The organism is Altererythrobacter chaiwopuensis (assembly GCF_054957735.1).
Genome location: NZ_JBTXJF010000001.1, coordinates 195,538 through 209,475, shown reverse-complemented (window position 1 = coordinate 209,475; position 13,938 = coordinate 195,538). Strand labels below are relative to the sequence as shown.

Annotated in this window: 14 protein-coding genes, 2 tRNA genes and 1 other RNA gene; 7 read left to right on the top strand and 10 right to left on the bottom strand. The window is 60.9% G+C overall.

Annotated features, from left to right (window positions below):
* Positions 1-4: 4 nt before the first annotated feature.
* Both ACX3VQ_RS01035 and ACX3VQ_RS01030 read right to left on the bottom strand, forming a co-directional pair.
* Positions 5-283, bottom strand: coding sequence for an FAD assembly factor SdhE (locus tag ACX3VQ_RS01035; protein WP_462572016.1), 279 nt, complete (start codon positions 281-283; stop codon positions 5-7).
* Positions 284-360: 77 nt separating this feature from the next.
* Positions 361-789 carry a hypothetical protein gene (locus ACX3VQ_RS01030; RefSeq protein ID WP_462579100.1) on the bottom strand — a complete coding sequence of 143 codons (429 nt, stop codon included), beginning with the start codon at positions 787-789 and terminating at the stop codon, positions 361-363.
* Between the two features lie 178 nt (positions 790-967).
* Here ACX3VQ_RS01030 and recG point away from each other — a divergent pair, with 178 nt between their 5' ends.
* Complete coding sequence (gene recG / locus ACX3VQ_RS01025) at positions 968-3,028, top strand: ATP-dependent DNA helicase RecG (RefSeq protein ID WP_462579099.1); 2,061 nt, start codon at positions 968-970, stop codon at positions 3,026-3,028.
* 37 nt (positions 3,029-3,065) lie between these two features.
* Here the strand turns inward: recG and ACX3VQ_RS01020 are convergent, their stop codons facing one another.
* Both ACX3VQ_RS01020 and ACX3VQ_RS01015 read right to left on the bottom strand, forming a co-directional pair.
* A complete protein-coding gene (locus ACX3VQ_RS01020) occupies positions 3,066-3,824 on the bottom strand; it encodes an SDR family NAD(P)-dependent oxidoreductase (protein ID WP_462579098.1) in 759 nt (252 codons plus the stop codon).
* Positions 3,825-3,900: 76 nt separating this feature from the next.
* Positions 3,901-3,977 (bottom strand) — tRNA-Pro (locus tag ACX3VQ_RS01015).
* A 112-nt stretch (positions 3,978-4,089) separates the two neighbouring features.
* On the opposite strand from ACX3VQ_RS01015, the gene thyA reads away from it, so the two are divergent.
* The 5 genes from thyA to ACX3VQ_RS00990 all read left to right on the top strand — a co-directional run bounded on the left by thyA (position 4,090) and on the right by ACX3VQ_RS00990 (position 8,960).
* On the top strand, positions 4,090-5,046 hold the full coding sequence (thyA, locus tag ACX3VQ_RS01010; RefSeq protein ID WP_462579096.1) for a thymidylate synthase: 957 nt from the start codon (positions 4,090-4,092) through the stop codon (positions 5,044-5,046).
* 105 nt (positions 5,047-5,151) lie between these two features.
* A complete protein-coding gene (locus ACX3VQ_RS01005) occupies positions 5,152-6,456 on the top strand; it encodes a 3-methyl-2-oxobutanoate dehydrogenase (2-methylpropanoyl-transferring) subunit alpha (protein ID WP_462579095.1) in 1,305 nt (434 codons plus the stop codon).
* Positions 6,453-7,511 carry an alpha-ketoacid dehydrogenase subunit beta gene (locus ACX3VQ_RS01000; RefSeq protein WP_462572025.1) on the top strand — a complete coding sequence of 353 codons (1,059 nt, stop codon included), beginning with the start codon at positions 6,453-6,455 and terminating at the stop codon, positions 7,509-7,511. The genes ACX3VQ_RS01005 and ACX3VQ_RS01000 overlap by 4 nt, the downstream gene beginning before the upstream one ends.
* 3 nt (positions 7,512-7,514) lie before the next feature.
* Positions 7,515-8,795, top strand: coding sequence for a dihydrolipoamide acetyltransferase family protein (locus ACX3VQ_RS00995; protein WP_462579094.1), 1,281 nt, complete (start codon positions 7,515-7,517; stop codon positions 8,793-8,795).
* Between the two features lie 88 nt (positions 8,796-8,883).
* A tRNA-Asp gene (locus tag ACX3VQ_RS00990) sits at positions 8,884-8,960 on the top strand.
* Positions 8,961-8,973: 13 nt separating this feature from the next.
* Here ACX3VQ_RS00990 and ACX3VQ_RS00985 read toward each other — a convergent pair.
* The 6 genes from ACX3VQ_RS00985 to ACX3VQ_RS00960 form a co-directional block, all read right to left on the bottom strand.
* A complete protein-coding gene (locus tag ACX3VQ_RS00985; RefSeq protein WP_462579093.1) occupies positions 8,974-10,032 on the bottom strand; it encodes an MBL fold metallo-hydrolase in 1,059 nt (352 codons plus the stop codon).
* 33 nt (positions 10,033-10,065) lie between these two features.
* On the bottom strand, positions 10,066-10,281 hold the full coding sequence (locus ACX3VQ_RS00980) for a DUF2842 domain-containing protein (protein WP_462579092.1): 216 nt from the start codon (positions 10,279-10,281) through the stop codon (positions 10,066-10,068).
* Positions 10,281-10,853 carry a 5-formyltetrahydrofolate cyclo-ligase gene (locus ACX3VQ_RS00975; protein WP_462579090.1) on the bottom strand — a complete coding sequence of 191 codons (573 nt, stop codon included), beginning with the start codon at positions 10,851-10,853 and terminating at the stop codon, positions 10,281-10,283. The genes ACX3VQ_RS00980 and ACX3VQ_RS00975 overlap by 1 nt, the downstream gene beginning before the upstream one ends.
* A gap of 16 nt (positions 10,854-10,869) precedes the next feature.
* A non-coding RNA gene (ssrS, locus tag ACX3VQ_RS00970) (6S RNA) lies at positions 10,870-11,040 on the bottom strand.
* 10 nt (positions 11,041-11,050) lie between these two features.
* A complete protein-coding gene (locus ACX3VQ_RS00965) occupies positions 11,051-11,530 on the bottom strand; it encodes a cell division protein ZapA (protein ID WP_462579089.1) in 480 nt (159 codons plus the stop codon).
* A complete protein-coding gene (locus ACX3VQ_RS00960; protein ID WP_462579088.1) occupies positions 11,527-11,721 on the bottom strand; it encodes a hypothetical protein in 195 nt (64 codons plus the stop codon). The genes ACX3VQ_RS00965 and ACX3VQ_RS00960 overlap by 4 nt, the downstream gene beginning before the upstream one ends.
* A gap of 230 nt (positions 11,722-11,951) precedes the next feature.
* Between ACX3VQ_RS00960 and tkt the strand changes: the two genes are divergently transcribed.
* The gene (gene tkt, locus ACX3VQ_RS00955) at positions 11,952-13,931 is read left to right on the top strand and encodes a transketolase (protein ID WP_462579087.1); all 1,980 of its coding nucleotides are present in this window, start codon (positions 11,952-11,954) and stop codon (positions 13,929-13,931) included.
* Positions 13,932-13,938 lie beyond the last annotated feature (7 nt).

The window sequence follows — 13,938 nt, the reverse complement described above, 5'->3', positions numbered from 1 at the left end:
CCGATCAGCGCGGGATATCGACATAATCAAGCCGCTGCATAAGTTCCATGAGCAGGCCGGCAAATCGCTCAGGCACCGGCGCGGTTTGCAGAGCCCAGGCCATTACATCAACATCGTCTTCGTCGAGCAACGCTTCGAACCAGCGCAATTCCGCTTCGTTCCATTCAGTATGGTATCGGTCGAAATACCCGCCGACCATGAAATCGGCTTCGCGCGTGCCGCGATGCCAGGCGCGGAATTTGGCACGTGCCAGGCGGGCTTCGAAAGTCAGGGCATCGGACATGGAACAGGAGCGCCACTCAATTAGGGAATGGCGCCCCTGTGTCTGATCATCTGCCTGCGATCAAGTGCAGTATCGCATCACGGGTGGGTGTGGCTGAAGGTCGTCACCGAATTGGCAATGAGCGCTTCGTCCTCTTCCCATATCTTCTTGGCTTCTTCCTCGCTTCCGGCAACCTTGATCAGTGCCTTGCGGAACGCCGCCTGTTCGGGCGAGGCGTGGGAATCTAGCGAGGCCATGCCGCGCGGCATTTCGAATACCATCATGATGTCCCAGGGGCCGCCCATCAGCCAGTGCACGGTTGGACGCTTGAGACCTGCTTCATCGGTGGCCGGACCGAAATACTTCTCTCCCAGTTCATTCCAGCGGTTGCCAGAACCCGGTTTGAACTTGAGGTACTCGATTCTGTAGGTAGTGCGCGCTTCGTCGGGTTCGTCCTGGGCGAATGCCGGGGCTGCGCCGAGTGCCATGGAAGCTGCGGCAATAGCAATTGTAAGCTTGCGGATCATATCTAGTCCCCTCTGTTGATAGTCCGCGACCCGTGAGGCTACGCCGGATCAGTGCAGAGAGGATGCGACCTTTCCCCCCAAAAACGTCGCCTGTGCCCCGTTTAGAGCGCAAAAAAGCTCCACTGGCAAGCGCTGCGGGGTGCTTCGCACAACGTGCCAAAGCGGCTAGGGAAACGTCATGCGTCCTGAAGTCCTAAACCCGTTGTTCGTCGAGATAGATGCACTTGAAGGCGTAGGCCCCAAGGTGAAGAAACCGCTCGACAAGCTCGGGCTCACCAGGGTGCGGGACCTCGCTTATCATCTGCCAGAGCGCTTCGTGTCTCGGCGCGCGGTGGAATCGCTCGACGATGCGGGCGAGGGCGAGCAGATCGTGATCGCGCTCACGCCTACCGAGCACCGTGCGGCGCGCAACAACCGCGGGCCATACCGGGTGCTGGCGCAGGATAGCGTCGGCAATATCTGCGCGTTGACCTATTTCGGGCGGGCCTCGTTCGGTGCGAAAAAGCAGCTTCCGGTAGGCGAGAAGCGCTGGGTGGCGGGTCGGCTCGACCGTTATGGCGACATGCTGCAGATTGTTCACCCCGACCATGTCGAGAAGGAGGGTGGGGCAACCCTCGCGCGGCTGTGCGAACCGGTTTATTCACTGTCTGAAGGACTGACCCAGCCGCGTGTTGCAGGCTTGGTGCAACAAGCGCTCGCACGTTTGCCCGAATTGCCCGAATGGATCGAACCCACACAGTTTGAAAAGGCGGGGTGGCCGATTTGGCGCGATGCGCTGCGTCTGGCGCACAAGGCGGAAAACACGCCGGCGCGCGACCGGCTCGCCTATGACGAGCTGCTGGCGAACTCGCTGGCGCTGATGCTGGTTCGCGCAGACAATCGCCGCCGCAAGGGGCAGCCACTGGCAGGCGATGGGCGCTTGCGCGGTAAGCTGCAACTGCCGTTTCCGCTCACCGGGGCGCAGGTTCGCTCGATTGACGAAATCGAAGGCGACCTCGCGCAGCAGGCGCCGATGCTGCGCCTGCTGCAGGGGGACGTGGGCGCGGGCAAGACCGTGGTTGCGCTCTATGCCATGCTGATCGCGAATGAGGCTGGCAAGCAGGCGGCGCTGCTGGCGCCTACCGAAATCCTTGCGCGGCAGCACTACGAAACGCTGCGCCAGATGGCCGCCCCGGCCGGCGTGGAGATTGCGTTGCTCACGGGCAGGGACAAGGGCAAGGCGCGCGAAAGCATATTGATGGGGCTGCTCGATGGTTCGATCGATATCGTTGTGGGCACGCATGCGATTTTCCAGGAAAGCGTGAACTACAAGGACCTGGGGCTGGTCGTGATCGACGAGCAGCATCGCTTCGGCGTGGCGCAACGCTTGCAACTCGCCAGCAAGGGCAAAACCTCGCCGCACACACTGGCGATGACCGCCACTCCAATCCCGCGCACGCTCACCCTTGCGCAATATGGCGAGATGGACGTCAGCCGGCTGGACGAGATGCCGCCCGGGCGAAAGCCGATCATTACCCGCGTGATGTCGATGGAGCGAATAGGCGAGATCGTTGACGGGATCGCGCGTCACCTGGCCACCGGGCAACAGGCCTTCTGGGTCTGCCCCATGGTGCATGAAAGCGAAAGCGCCGATCTGGCAGCTGCCGAGGCGCGCTACGCCGCGCTGAAGGAGCGCTTTGGCGAGGATGTCGTGCTGGTCCACGGACAACTCGCTCCCGAGGCCAAGGATGCCGCGATGGAGCGCTTCGTAGCGGGCGAGGCGAGGCTGATGGTGGCGACTACTGTGATCGAGGTTGGCGTGGATGTGCCCAATGCCACGCTGGTGGTGGTCGAGCAGGCCGAGCATTTCGGGCTCGCGCAACTCCACCAGCTACGCGGGCGCGTGGGGCGCGGATCGGAACAGGCGGTGTGCCTTCTGCTGCGCAGCGATAAACTGTCGGAAACGGCACGAAGGCGGCTCGCGCTGATGCGTGAAACGCAGGATGGCTTCCGCATTGCGGAGGAGGATCTCGAGCTACGCGGCGGGGGCGAATTGCTGGGCACGCGGCAATCCGGTGATACGCCGTTTCGCGTCGCCAACCTTGAGCAGATAACGCGCCTGCTTCCCGCCGCCCATGCAGATGCGCGGCTGCTGATCGAACGCGACGGCGGCCTGGCGAGCGAGCGCGGCCAGGCGGCTCGCTTGCTCCTCTACCTGTTCGAGCGTGACTGGGGCGTGCAATTGCTGCGCGGCGGCTAGCCACCAAAGTGCCGGGGCGCCGGGGCCGAAGCCCGGCTCAGCTGATTGATAGCCCCCCATCGACCGGCAGGCACTGCCCGGTGATGTAATCGCTGTGCGATGAGGCGAAGAATACCGCGAGCCCCTCCAGCCCCTCGTGATCGCCAAAACGCCGCAAGGGAATGCGCTTGGTCATCCATTCAGCGAAGCGCGGGTCGGCCTGGGCAGTCAGATCGGTCTCGTAAAATCCGAACAGCAAGGCGTTGGCGGTGATCTTGTAGCGCGCCAGTTCGAATGCGGCGGCGCGGGTTAGCCCGTTCACTGCGGCCTTCGACGCGGCGTAGTTTGAGCTGCGATTGACGCCCATGATCGATTGGCCTGACGAGGTAGCGATCAGCTTCCCACCTTCGCCTCGTTCGACCATGTGTTCACTCACATAGCGATAGGTAAGCGCCGGCCCGCGCGCATTGACCGCCATAACCCGGTCCCACGCCTCGGCGGTCATTTCGGGCAAGGCCATGCCTTGGCCGATCCCGGCATTGGCGAAGCAGATGTCCACCTTGCCGAGGCGGTCCAGTGTCGAAGCCATGGCAGAGGCGATCGTTTCCTCTTTCGCCACATCGCATGGAAAGGCGACCGCCGTCCCGATGCCAAGCGCATTGAGCTCATCGACGGCAGCAGCGTTCTTGGCTTCATTGCGCGCCCAGATCGCCACATCGGCCCCGGATTTGATGAGCCCGCGGGCAAAGGCAAGCCCGATGCCGCTATTGCCGCCGGTTATGACTGCGGTCTTCCCGCTTAGGTCGAACAGGTTCATGACCCTAAGCGTGCCCGATACGAACGGCGCGGGCAACTATCACGAAAGCAGTCGAGAAAATTCCATGCAAGGAAACTGGTCGGGGAGAGAGGATTCGAACCTCCGGCCCCTGCCTCCCGAAGACAGTGCTCTACCAGGCTGAGCTACTCCCCGACCGTGTCGTGCCCACAAAGCTGCAAAAAGCTGTGGGACGAGGCAAGGCGCGCCCTATAGGAGTGCGCGGACGGGGTGGCAAGCGGGCAAATGCAGGTTTAGGGATGGTGGCATGGCCAGCGCTGCGATTCCCTCTGCCGACATCCCCTCGCGCCATCCCGAATGGCAATATCTCGACCTAATGCGCCAGATCTGGGAGCACGGCAGCGAGCGCGTTGACCGCACCGGGGTAGGGACGCGTTCTATCGCCGGGGTGATGCTGCGATTCGATCTGGCAGGCGGAGCGATGCCGCTGCTCACCACCAAGCGGGTCTATTGGAAAACCGCCACGCGCGAGATGCTGTGGTTCCTGACCGGCGAAACCAATATCCGCCCTCTGGTGCTCCAGGGCGTGAAGATCTGGAACGAGTGGCCGCACGCGCGCTACATTAAGGAAGCCGGAGACGACATTCCGCTCGACGATTTCGTGGCGCGGATCGCCGAGGACGAGGAATTCGCGGCAAAGTGGGGCGATCTTGGCCCGGTCTATGGCAAGCAGTGGGTCGATTGGCCTACCTGGCGCTATCGTGCCGACGGGCTTTATGAAAAGGGCGAGGGGATCAATCAGGTCGCCGAAGTGGTGACAAGCCTAAAGAATAATCCCGGCAGTCGCCGCCATATCATCGAAGGCTGGAACGTGGCCGAGCTTGACCGGATGGCGCTGCCGCCGTGTCACAAGACTTACCAGTTCCATGTGGCCGGAAACCGCCTCAACTGCCTGCTCTATCAGCGCAGCTGCGATGTGGCTCTGGGCCTGCCGTTCAACCTGTGGTCTGCGGCGTTGCTGATGCGAATGATGGCGCAGCAGACCGATCTGGAGCCGGGCGAACTGGTGTGGATGGGCGGGGATGTGCACCTCTACCTCAATCACGAACATCTGATTACCGAACAGCTCAGCAGGGAACCAACCGGGCATCCGGTGCTTGAGATCAAGCGCAGGCCGGAAACAATTTTCGATTACCGGATCGAGGATTTCGTTGTGCATGATTACGCGCCGCTAGCTCCCATCAAGGCACCTGTTGCGGTCTGATCCCTTAGACATGCATCTGCTTGACCAACTGCGCGGTGTGAAATAAAATAACGCGCACTTAAAAGATTGCTACAGACCTGCATCAGGCAGGGGGAGAGCCAGGATATGGCCGACAGGCCTGACACTTCACGCCCGTCCGGCAGCAACAAGCCGGCGCTTGAGTTGCACGTTCCCGAGCCGAAGTATCGGCCCGGCGACGAGGTGGATTACAGTGACCTGGATATTCCCGCACCAGGTGCGCAGCCGCGCCCTGACGAGACTGCCGATCCCAAGGATATGCGCGAACTCGCCTATGGATTGGTGCGCGTGCTGGGCGAAGATCACCAGGCGCACGGGCCGTGGGATCCCAAGCTCGATCCCGATACTCTTCGGACAATGCTGTACAACATGGCACTGGTGCGGGCTTTTGATGACCGCATGTTTCGCGGTCAACGCCAGGGCAAGACCAGCTTTTACATGAAATGCACTGGCGAAGAGGCAACCAGCGTTGCCGCTGCCATGGCGCTGGCGTCAGATGACATGGTGTTTCCGAGTTACCGCCAGCAAGGCATATTGATCGCGCGCGGCTATCCCATCGTCGAAATGATCAACCAGATCTATTCGAACAAGGGCGACAAGCTGAAGGGTCGCCAGCTGCCGATCATGTATTCCAGTCGCGAGCACAGCTTCTTCTCGATCTCGGGCAACCTCGCCACGCAGACCCCGCAGGCGGTAGGCTGGGCGATGGCCAGCGCGATCAAGGGCGACAGCCGGATTGCGGCGACCTGGGTAGGGGAAGGGTCTACTGCGGAGGGCGATTTCCATTCCGCCTGCACCTTTGCCGCAGTCTATAACGCGCCGGTGATCCTGAACGTGATCAATAACCAATGGGCGATCTCCAGCTTCTCCGGCTTCGCCGGGGCTGAACGCACCACCTTTGCCGCGCGCGCGCTGGGTTATGGCCTGGCGGGCCTCAGGGTCGACGGCAACGATGCACTGGCCTGCTATGCCGCGCAGCAATGGGCGGCCACACGCGCCCGTGCGAATGCCGGGCCGACGCTGATCGAATATTTCACCTATCGCGCAGAGGGGCATTCGACATCGGACGACCCAAGCGGGTACCGCAGCGCCCAGGAACGCGAGGAGTGGCCGCTGGGTGATCCAGTCATGCGCCTGAAGCGGCATTTGATCGCGATCGGCGAATGGGATCTTGAACGACAGGAAAAGATGGATCTCGAATGTGCCGAACGGGTCAAGGCAGCGACCAAGGAGGCCGAGAAGAACGGCATTCTCGGCCACGGCATGCATCATCCGTTCCACACCATGTTCGAGGATGTTTACGAAGAGCTGCCCTGGCATCTTGAAGAGCAGGCCGCGCAGGCGATCCGCGAACGCGAGATCAAATGGCCCGAAGGAAGGCCCAAATCATGAGCGGCCAGGTGAGCGAAGCAGCTATTCAGGACGGCGTGACCGAACGCCGCATGAACATGATCGACGCGATCAATGATGCGCTCGACATCATGCTTGAGCGCGATCCCGATGTGATCGTGATGGGCGAGGACGTGGGCTATTTCGGCGGCGTATTCCGCTGCACCGCGGGCCTGCAGGAAAAACATGGTAAAACCCGCGTGTTCGATACGCCGATCAGTGAATGCGGGATCATTGGCGTTGCCGTGGGGATGGGGGCTTATGGCCTGCGCCCGGTTCCGGAAATCCAGTTTGCAGACTATATCTATCCCGGCCTTGATCAGCTGATTTCCGAGGCAGCGCGACTGCGCTATCGCTCCGCTTGCGATTACATTGCGCCGCTTACCGTGCGCTCACCCTTTGGCGGGGGCATCTTCGGCGGGCAGACCCACAGTCAGAGCCCGGAGGCCATTTTCACCCATGTTTCAGGGCTGAAAACGGTGATCCCGTCAACGCCATACGATGCCAAGGGCCTGCTTATCTCGGCGATCGAAGATAATGACCCGGTCATTTTCTTCGAACCCAAGCGGATTTATAACGGGCCGTTCTCAGGCTATTACGACAAGCCTGTCGAACCGTGGAAGAAGCACCCACAAAGCATTGTTCCCGAAGGATATTACAAGATCCCGCTGGGCAAGGCGCGCAAGGTTACCGAAGGCGATGCGTTGACCATTCTCGCTTACGGCACAATGGTACACGTCGCCGAAGCAGTCTGCCGCGAGAAAGGCGTCGATGCGGAGATCCTTGATTTGCGGACGCTGGTACCGCTCGATATCGAAGCAATCGAGGCATCTGTTGAAAAGACCGGCCGCTGCATGATCGTGCACGAAGCCACCCGAACTTCAGGCTTCGGGGCTGAGCTCTCCGCGCTCGTTACCGAACGCTGCTTTTACCACCTCGAAGCACCGGTCGAGCGCGTTACCGGTTTCGACACACCCTATCCGCACAGCCTCGAATGGGCCTATTTCCCCGGTCCCGTGCGCATTGGCGATGCGATCGACAAGATTCTGAAGGACTGAACAATGGCGAAATTCACCTTCAACATGCCCGATGTCGGCGAAGGCGTTGCTGAGGCCGAAATCGTGGAATGGCACGTAAAGGTTGGCGATATTATCCGCGAAGACCAACACCTGGTTGACGTGATGACTGACAAGGCCACGATTGACATCGAAAGCCCGGTTGATGGCAAGGTCATCCAGGTTTCAGGCGAAGCGGGCGACACGATTGCGGTCGGCTCTATGCTGCTGGTTGTCGAGGTTGAAGGCGAAGTCGAAGATGAGGCTGACGAAGTCGCAGAGGTTGGTGAGCCGGAAAAACCCCTTCCTGTGGGAGAAGGGGTTGGGGATGGGGGGGCGAAGCTCGAGACCTCGCACACCGCCGCACCCTCAGACACCCAACTCCCGGCGCCCTCGCCTATGGGAGGGGGAGAGGTAAAGGTCCTTGCCTCCCCCGCAGTGCGCCAGCGCGCGCGCGAGTTGGGCATCGATCTTGCTGAAGTGAAACCCGCCGAGGATGGCCGGATCCGGCACGGTGATCTCGACCAGTTCCTGGCCTACAATGCTGGCGGCGGTTTTGCCCCTGCTGGCCGCGCAGGCCCGGACGAATCGATCAAGGTGATCGGTCTGCGCAAACGCATTGCGCAGAACATGGCTGCCTCAAAGCGCCACATTCCGCATTTCTCCTATGTCGAGGAATGCGATGTCACCGAGCTTGAGCGCATGCGCGCTGATCTCAACGCCAATCGTGGCAGCAAGCCGAAGCTTACCATGTTGCCGCTGTTGGTCAGCGCGATTTGCCGGGTGATTCCGCGTTTCCCGATGATCAATGCCCGCTATGACGACGAAGCAGGTGTGGTGACCCGCCACGGCGCAGTGCACCTGGGCATGGCGACGCAGACCGACAACGGGCTTATGGTGCCGGTAATCCGCGATGCACAAAGCCGCAATCTGTGGCAGCTCGCGAACGAAATCGGGCGGTTGGCGCAGACCGCGCGTGATGGTTCAGCCAAGTCCGAGGAGCTTTCGGGCTCAACGCTGACGCTGACTTCACTCGGCCCGCTTGGCGGGGTGGCGCACACGCCGGTGATAAACCGGCCGGAGGTGGCAATTCTGGGTCCGAACCGGATCATCGAGCGCCCGATGTTCGTGCCGGATGGCATGGGCGGCGAGCGGATCGAGAAACGCAAATTGATGAATATCTCGATCAGCTGCGACCACCGCGTGGTCGACGGTTATGACGCGGCCAGTTTCATCCAGGAGATCAAAAAGCTCATCGAAACGCCGGTTCTGCTGCTAAGCGAATAAAGTTCTTTTTTTCGCGCCGAGGGCCGTTGACAGCATCTGTGCCCGGCCTTATTGGCGCGTCTCCCAAGAGGCGCTGCCGCCGTAATGCGCGGGTGTAGCTCAGTTGGTTAGAGTGTCGGCCTGTCACGCCGAAGGTCGCGGGTTCAAGTCCCGTCACTCGCGCCACTTGGGACTTTTTCTAAAGCAGTTGGTCCAGGTCGATCGTCTGGCTTTTTGCCGGCAGGCTAACCAGCATTCCGTCCCTTGCCAGTTTCAGCGGGCCGTCAAACAGATCGGTTGCGTCTCCCGTGAACGCCGGCTCAATCAGCCGCGTAGGCGGAGCGGGAACGAGGTGATAGAGCACCAGCATCTTCGCCCCTGCCATCTGCGCCACGCGCGCCGCTTCTTGCGGGGTGGCATGATAGTCTGGAATGTCGGCCATGATCTTTGCGGCATCTGCATTCCCCCGCGCGGCCAGGGTCTGCCCCAGCTTGCCGGTCATCTCTGGGTTTAGCGCTTCATGGAAGATTACGTCGGCGCCTTCTGAAAAACGCGCGAGCCCTTGAGAAAAGCCGGTGTCTCCGCTGATAACGATGACTCGCCCCTTGTAATTGATCCGAAAGGCCAGGGCATTGTCGACCGGCGCGTGATCGACTTTCATGGCGCGGATAGCCAGCCCGTCATCTTCGAAAACCAGCCCGCTCCTGATGATCCGGGCTTCGCCGCCGAAACCGCCTGGGCGTGCAACGCCCGGCCCGTGGTGCGCGATGCGATAACCACGATCGATTTCATAGGCTTGCATGAACCCTGCAACAACGCGGTCAGTCCCCTTGGGGCCATAGATCGGCAGCGGTGTATCGCGGCCCCCCGCCATCCACGCTTGCAACATCAGTTCCCCAAGCCCGTCGAGATGATCGGAATGAAGATGGGTCAGGAAAGTGGCCTCGAGCCGGCCCATCGGGAAACCCATTGCGCCAAGCTTGCGGATCGACCCCGATCCTGCGTCAAAAATGAATCCCTGCCGCCCGGCAAGCACGGCAAGGCACGGCCCGGCGCGGTCGGCATCGGGCATGGGCGATCCGCTGCCGCAGAGATAGACATGCAATCCATCAGGAAGTTTGGCAGAGCGATCAACGCCAGCTTGCCGCTCGACAGCGGCATTGAATACGCGCTCACCGATCCAGCGCTGGCCGAACATCCAGGCCGCTCCGGCCGCAAGAACAAGAGCCAGCGTTACCCAACCAATCAGTCGCTTCATCAAGGCAACCTCCCCTTCGGACGCTAGGCTAGCTCAACCCCAGCGCCCTGTCTCCATCCAGATAAGGAAGCGTTTGAGTGGAAGCAGCCAGACGACGCCCAGAATGACATAGGCCAATGTCTGGAGCCAGATCGGCCATGCCCCGATCAGGCCCGGTGCATAGCGGGCAATGACAATGCTATAGACGGTCAGCCCCGCCAGCAGGCCGAGAATGCCAATTGGTATTCGCCAGGTAGGTTTGTCGCGCATCAGAAAGGGCCGTAAATCCGTGTTGGAGTGACGACGGCGTCAAGCGCCACGTCATGCGGTTCGCCCGGCAATTCATTGCATAGCTGTGCGTCCCACGCCAGGCCAATGGCGATCCTGCCGGGATGTTCGGCAAGCCAGCGATCATAATGCCCGCCGCCTTGGCCAAGCCGTTCACCGGTGGCGGTAAAACCGATCAGCGGCAGGAACAGGACATCGGGCGTGATGTCGATCGCATGGCTAGCTGGCTGGAGCATGCCGAAGGGTCCCACCTCAAGATCGCTCTCGCCATACGGGTCGGAATGCAGCTTGAAGGTCATTTCTGCATCGCGCGAGGTGAAATGTGGCAGGGCCACATTGTGGCCAGCTTCGACGAAATGCCTAACGTAGCTGGCAGTGGGCGCTTCCCAGGGGCCCGCGTGATAAAGGCCTATCACCGAACCGGACGCGATCTTTTCCAGCAGCGGAGCAGGAGGGCGGTGGAACAGCAGCTCCCGAATGACATCGGGTTGCGCTTCCACATGCTTGCGGCGGCGAGCGCGCAATTCCTTTCGCAATGCGGCCTTGTCTTGCATCTGTCCCCTCGCAAGTGGCGGAACCACCATGGGTCGGTTGCCCGAGAAATCCTCTGACGCCTCAACGTCAGGTGGGCGCCGTATGCCCCAACTCCCAGGACGAACCCGTGAACTGGGGCAGGGACAGCTCCCAAGGATTGCTTATAGCCTCAGGGATATTCAAACGGCTCGTGCCGGGCAGTCCCGCCGATCCCTATCTAGGTGGCTGCGAGCTTGCTCTCAAGCACAACCGCACATTTTTCGACCAAATCGGCCAACTGCTCAAGCTTTGGCGCGATGTCGCCCCCTTCAAACAGTGGTTCCTGACCACCGGCAGCAGAGTGGATATTGGCAAGATCGTTTGCGATCGTGTCGCGCTCTGCGCGGACAGCCTCAAGTTCAAGCGCGGTTTCGCGCTGCGCATTGGACGAGGTGCGCGCTTCTGCCTCAAGTTCCCTGACACGCTCAGCCAGCCTTGCAGGATCACCGCCCACCGCTTCGCGCGCCTCGTACAGCTCGTCAGCAAGCAAGATGGCGGCAAATAAAAGGTTCTGCGCATCGCTCGGCGCCAGAATCCCTTCCATCTGCTTGAACTTCCCGTCGACCATGTTCCCCAGCTTGGCCAATTGCGCTTCCTCACCGTCAGCACAGGTAACCTTGTAGGCCTTGCCGCCGATGCGAAGCGTAACCTCGCTCATGGATTGAGCCCTTCAATCAGCTCGTCAAGATCGCGCAGGGTAGCGGCCACTTCCTCGCGTAGCGCGTGATGGTTGTTTGCAAGTCTGGTGGCAGCACCGGAATTGGGGGCGAACGCATCTGCCGCCGCTTCAATGCGGCCCAGTGCAACTTCGATCCTTCGGACCGCCTGCTCGACGCGGTGCCTATCCATGTAGGTAATTTAGCCAATTTGCCGAGAGTGAGCAAAGCCTTGGCTGGGCCTGTTGATAAGTTGTCTTGACGATGCCGTATAAAACAATTTTTCCGCCAGCCGGTGAAAGGACGCGCCGCGCGGGTTGACCTCATTCCCGCCCTCCGCAAAGGGTCCGTCAATGCGTCGAATCGACGCGCCGGGCCGATGCAGCATGGCGTCGCTCGCAGCAGTTCAGGAGCAATTTGCGCATGAGCATTGATCCCGCCCGCCTCCAACCCATGGCCAATGCTATCCGCGCGCTATCAATGGATGCCGTGCAGGCTGCGAACTCTGGCCACCCCGGGATGCCGATGGGCATGGCCGATGTCGCAAGCGTGCTATGGTCGAAATATCTCAAATTCGATCCATCCGCACCCGATTGGGCCGATCGCGACCGTTTCGTGCTTTCGGCGGGCCACGGCTCGATGCTGATCTACAGCCTGCTGTATCTTTCTGGCTATGAACAGCCGACCATCGAGGACATCCGCAACTTCCGCCAGTTGGGCAGCCCCTGCGCTGGCCACCCGGAAAATTTCATGTTGCCGGGAATTGAATGCACCACCGGCCCGCTGGGCCAGGGGCTGGCAATGGGTGTGGGCATGGCGATGGCCGAACGGCATCTCAATGCTGTGTTCGGTGACGGCTTGGTCGATCATCGCACCTGGGTGATCGCGGGCGACGGCTGCCTGATGGAGGGCATAAATCACGAAGCGATCGGGCTGGCTGGCCATCTGAAGCTCGGTCGGATGATTGTGCTGTGGGATGACAATGACATCACCATCGACGGTAGCACCGAGCTTTCAACCAGCGAAGACATCAAGGCGCGCTATATGGCGACCGGCTGGCATGTAACGAGCTGCGACGGGCACGATTTTGCCGATATTGCCCGCGCGATTGACGAAGCGGTGGCAGACGATCGCCCTTCACTGGTGGCTTGCAAGACAGTGATCGGCAAGGGTGCCCCGAACAAGCAAGGCACCAGCGCGACCCATGGCGCTCCGTTGGGGGCAGACGAAATCGCTGCCGCGCGAAAAGAGCTGGGCTGGGACGCTGAGCCATTCGTCATTCCCGACGGTATCCTGACACACTGGCGCGCCACCAGCGAACGCGGCAAAGCCGCTCATGGCGACTGGAACGAGCGACTGGAGGCGTCAGGCGACAAGATAGAGTTCACTCGCCGCATGGCGGGTGAATTGCCTGATGGCGATGCGATGAAGGACTATGTTGCCTCACTTATTGCGGAACCGAAGAACGTGGCAACCCGCAAGGCCAGCGAGATGGCGCTGGGGGCGATCAACCCGGTTTTGCCCGATACGATCGGCGGCAGCGCCGATCTTACCGGTTCCAACAACACCAAGGCGGGCGGTATCGAGGCCTTTACTGCCGAAAACTACGGCGGGCGCTACGTCTATTACGGCATCCGCGAATTCGGCATGGCGGCGGCGATGAACGGAATGGCGCTGCATGGTGGGGTGATTCCCTATGGCGGCACATTCCTGGTCTTTACCGACTATGCGCGCGGCGCGATCCGCCTGTCCGCGCTGCAGCAGGTCCGCGCGATCTATGTCATGACGCATGATTCGATCGGGCTGGGCGAGGACGGGCCGACCCACCAGCCGATCGAACACCTTGCTTCACTGCGCGCCATGCCCAATTTGCTGGTGCTGCGCCCGGCTGATGTGGTCGAAACCGCCGAGGCATGGGAAATCGCGCTCAAGCAAACCAGCCGCCCCAGTGTGCTGGCACTGAGTCGCCAGAACCTGCCCCAGCTTCGCTTGGAGATGCCGGGCGAAAATCTCTCGGCGCGCGGCGGCTATCGCCTCAAGAGCGCCGGGGCAGCGCGCAAGGTTGTGTTGATCGGAACGGGTTCCGAACTCCATGTCGCACTTGAGTGCGCCGAGGCCCTTGAACAACAGGGCGTGGGCGCCGATGTGGTTTCGATGGTTTCGACCGAGCTGTTTGACGAACAACCTGCAGAATATCGTGCAGACGTATTTCCCGCCGGTTGCCTCAAGGTTTCGATAGAAGCCGGTACAACCTTCGGATGGGAGCGTTACACGGGCAATGACGGATTGAACATCGGCATCGACCGCTTCGGTGCATCTGCCCCGGCGGAAGAATTGTTTGCCAAGTTCGGTTTCACCGTGGACGCGATCGTCCCCAAGATACTTAATAAACTCAACGGCTAATCAGGAG

Excerpts from the sequence above, each read along its gene's own strand:
- ACX3VQ_RS00965 (WP_462579089.1), bottom strand. The coding sequence starts at position 11,530 with ATGAGCGAGGTTACGCTTCGCATCGGCGGCAAGGCCTACAAGGTTACC.
- ACX3VQ_RS01000 (WP_462572025.1), top strand. The coding sequence starts at position 6,453 with ATGAGCGGCCAGGTGAGCGAAGCAGCTATTCAGGACGGCGTGACCGAA.
- ACX3VQ_RS00985 (WP_462579093.1), bottom strand. The coding sequence starts at position 10,032 with ATGAAGCGACTGATTGGTTGGGTAACGCTGGCTCTTGTTCTTGCGGCC.
- ACX3VQ_RS01005 (WP_462579095.1), top strand. The coding sequence starts at position 5,152 with ATGGCCGACAGGCCTGACACTTCACGCCCGTCCGGCAGCAACAAGCCG.
- ACX3VQ_RS01030 (WP_462579100.1), bottom strand. The coding sequence starts at position 789 with ATGATCCGCAAGCTTACAATTGCTATTGCCGCAGCTTCCATGGCACTC.
- ACX3VQ_RS00975 (WP_462579090.1), bottom strand. The coding sequence starts at position 10,853 with ATGCAAGACAAGGCCGCATTGCGAAAGGAATTGCGCGCTCGCCGCCGC.
- ACX3VQ_RS01020 (WP_462579098.1), bottom strand. The coding sequence starts at position 3,824 with ATGAACCTGTTCGACCTAAGCGGGAAGACCGCAGTCATAACCGGCGGC.
- ACX3VQ_RS00960 (WP_462579088.1), bottom strand. The coding sequence starts at position 11,721 with ATGGATAGGCACCGCGTCGAGCAGGCGGTCCGAAGGATCGAAGTTGCA.
- recG (WP_462579099.1), top strand. The coding sequence starts at position 968 with ATGCGTCCTGAAGTCCTAAACCCGTTGTTCGTCGAGATAGATGCACTT.
- ACX3VQ_RS01035 (WP_462572016.1), bottom strand. The coding sequence starts at position 283 with ATGTCCGATGCCCTGACTTTCGAAGCCCGCCTGGCACGTGCCAAATTC.
- thyA (WP_462579096.1), top strand. The coding sequence starts at position 4,090 with ATGGCCAGCGCTGCGATTCCCTCTGCCGACATCCCCTCGCGCCATCCC.
- ACX3VQ_RS00995 (WP_462579094.1), top strand. The coding sequence starts at position 7,515 with ATGGCGAAATTCACCTTCAACATGCCCGATGTCGGCGAAGGCGTTGCT.
- tkt (WP_462579087.1), top strand. The coding sequence starts at position 11,952 with ATGAGCATTGATCCCGCCCGCCTCCAACCCATGGCCAATGCTATCCGC.
- ACX3VQ_RS00980 (WP_462579092.1), bottom strand. The coding sequence starts at position 10,281 with ATGCGCGACAAACCTACCTGGCGAATACCAATTGGCATTCTCGGCCTG.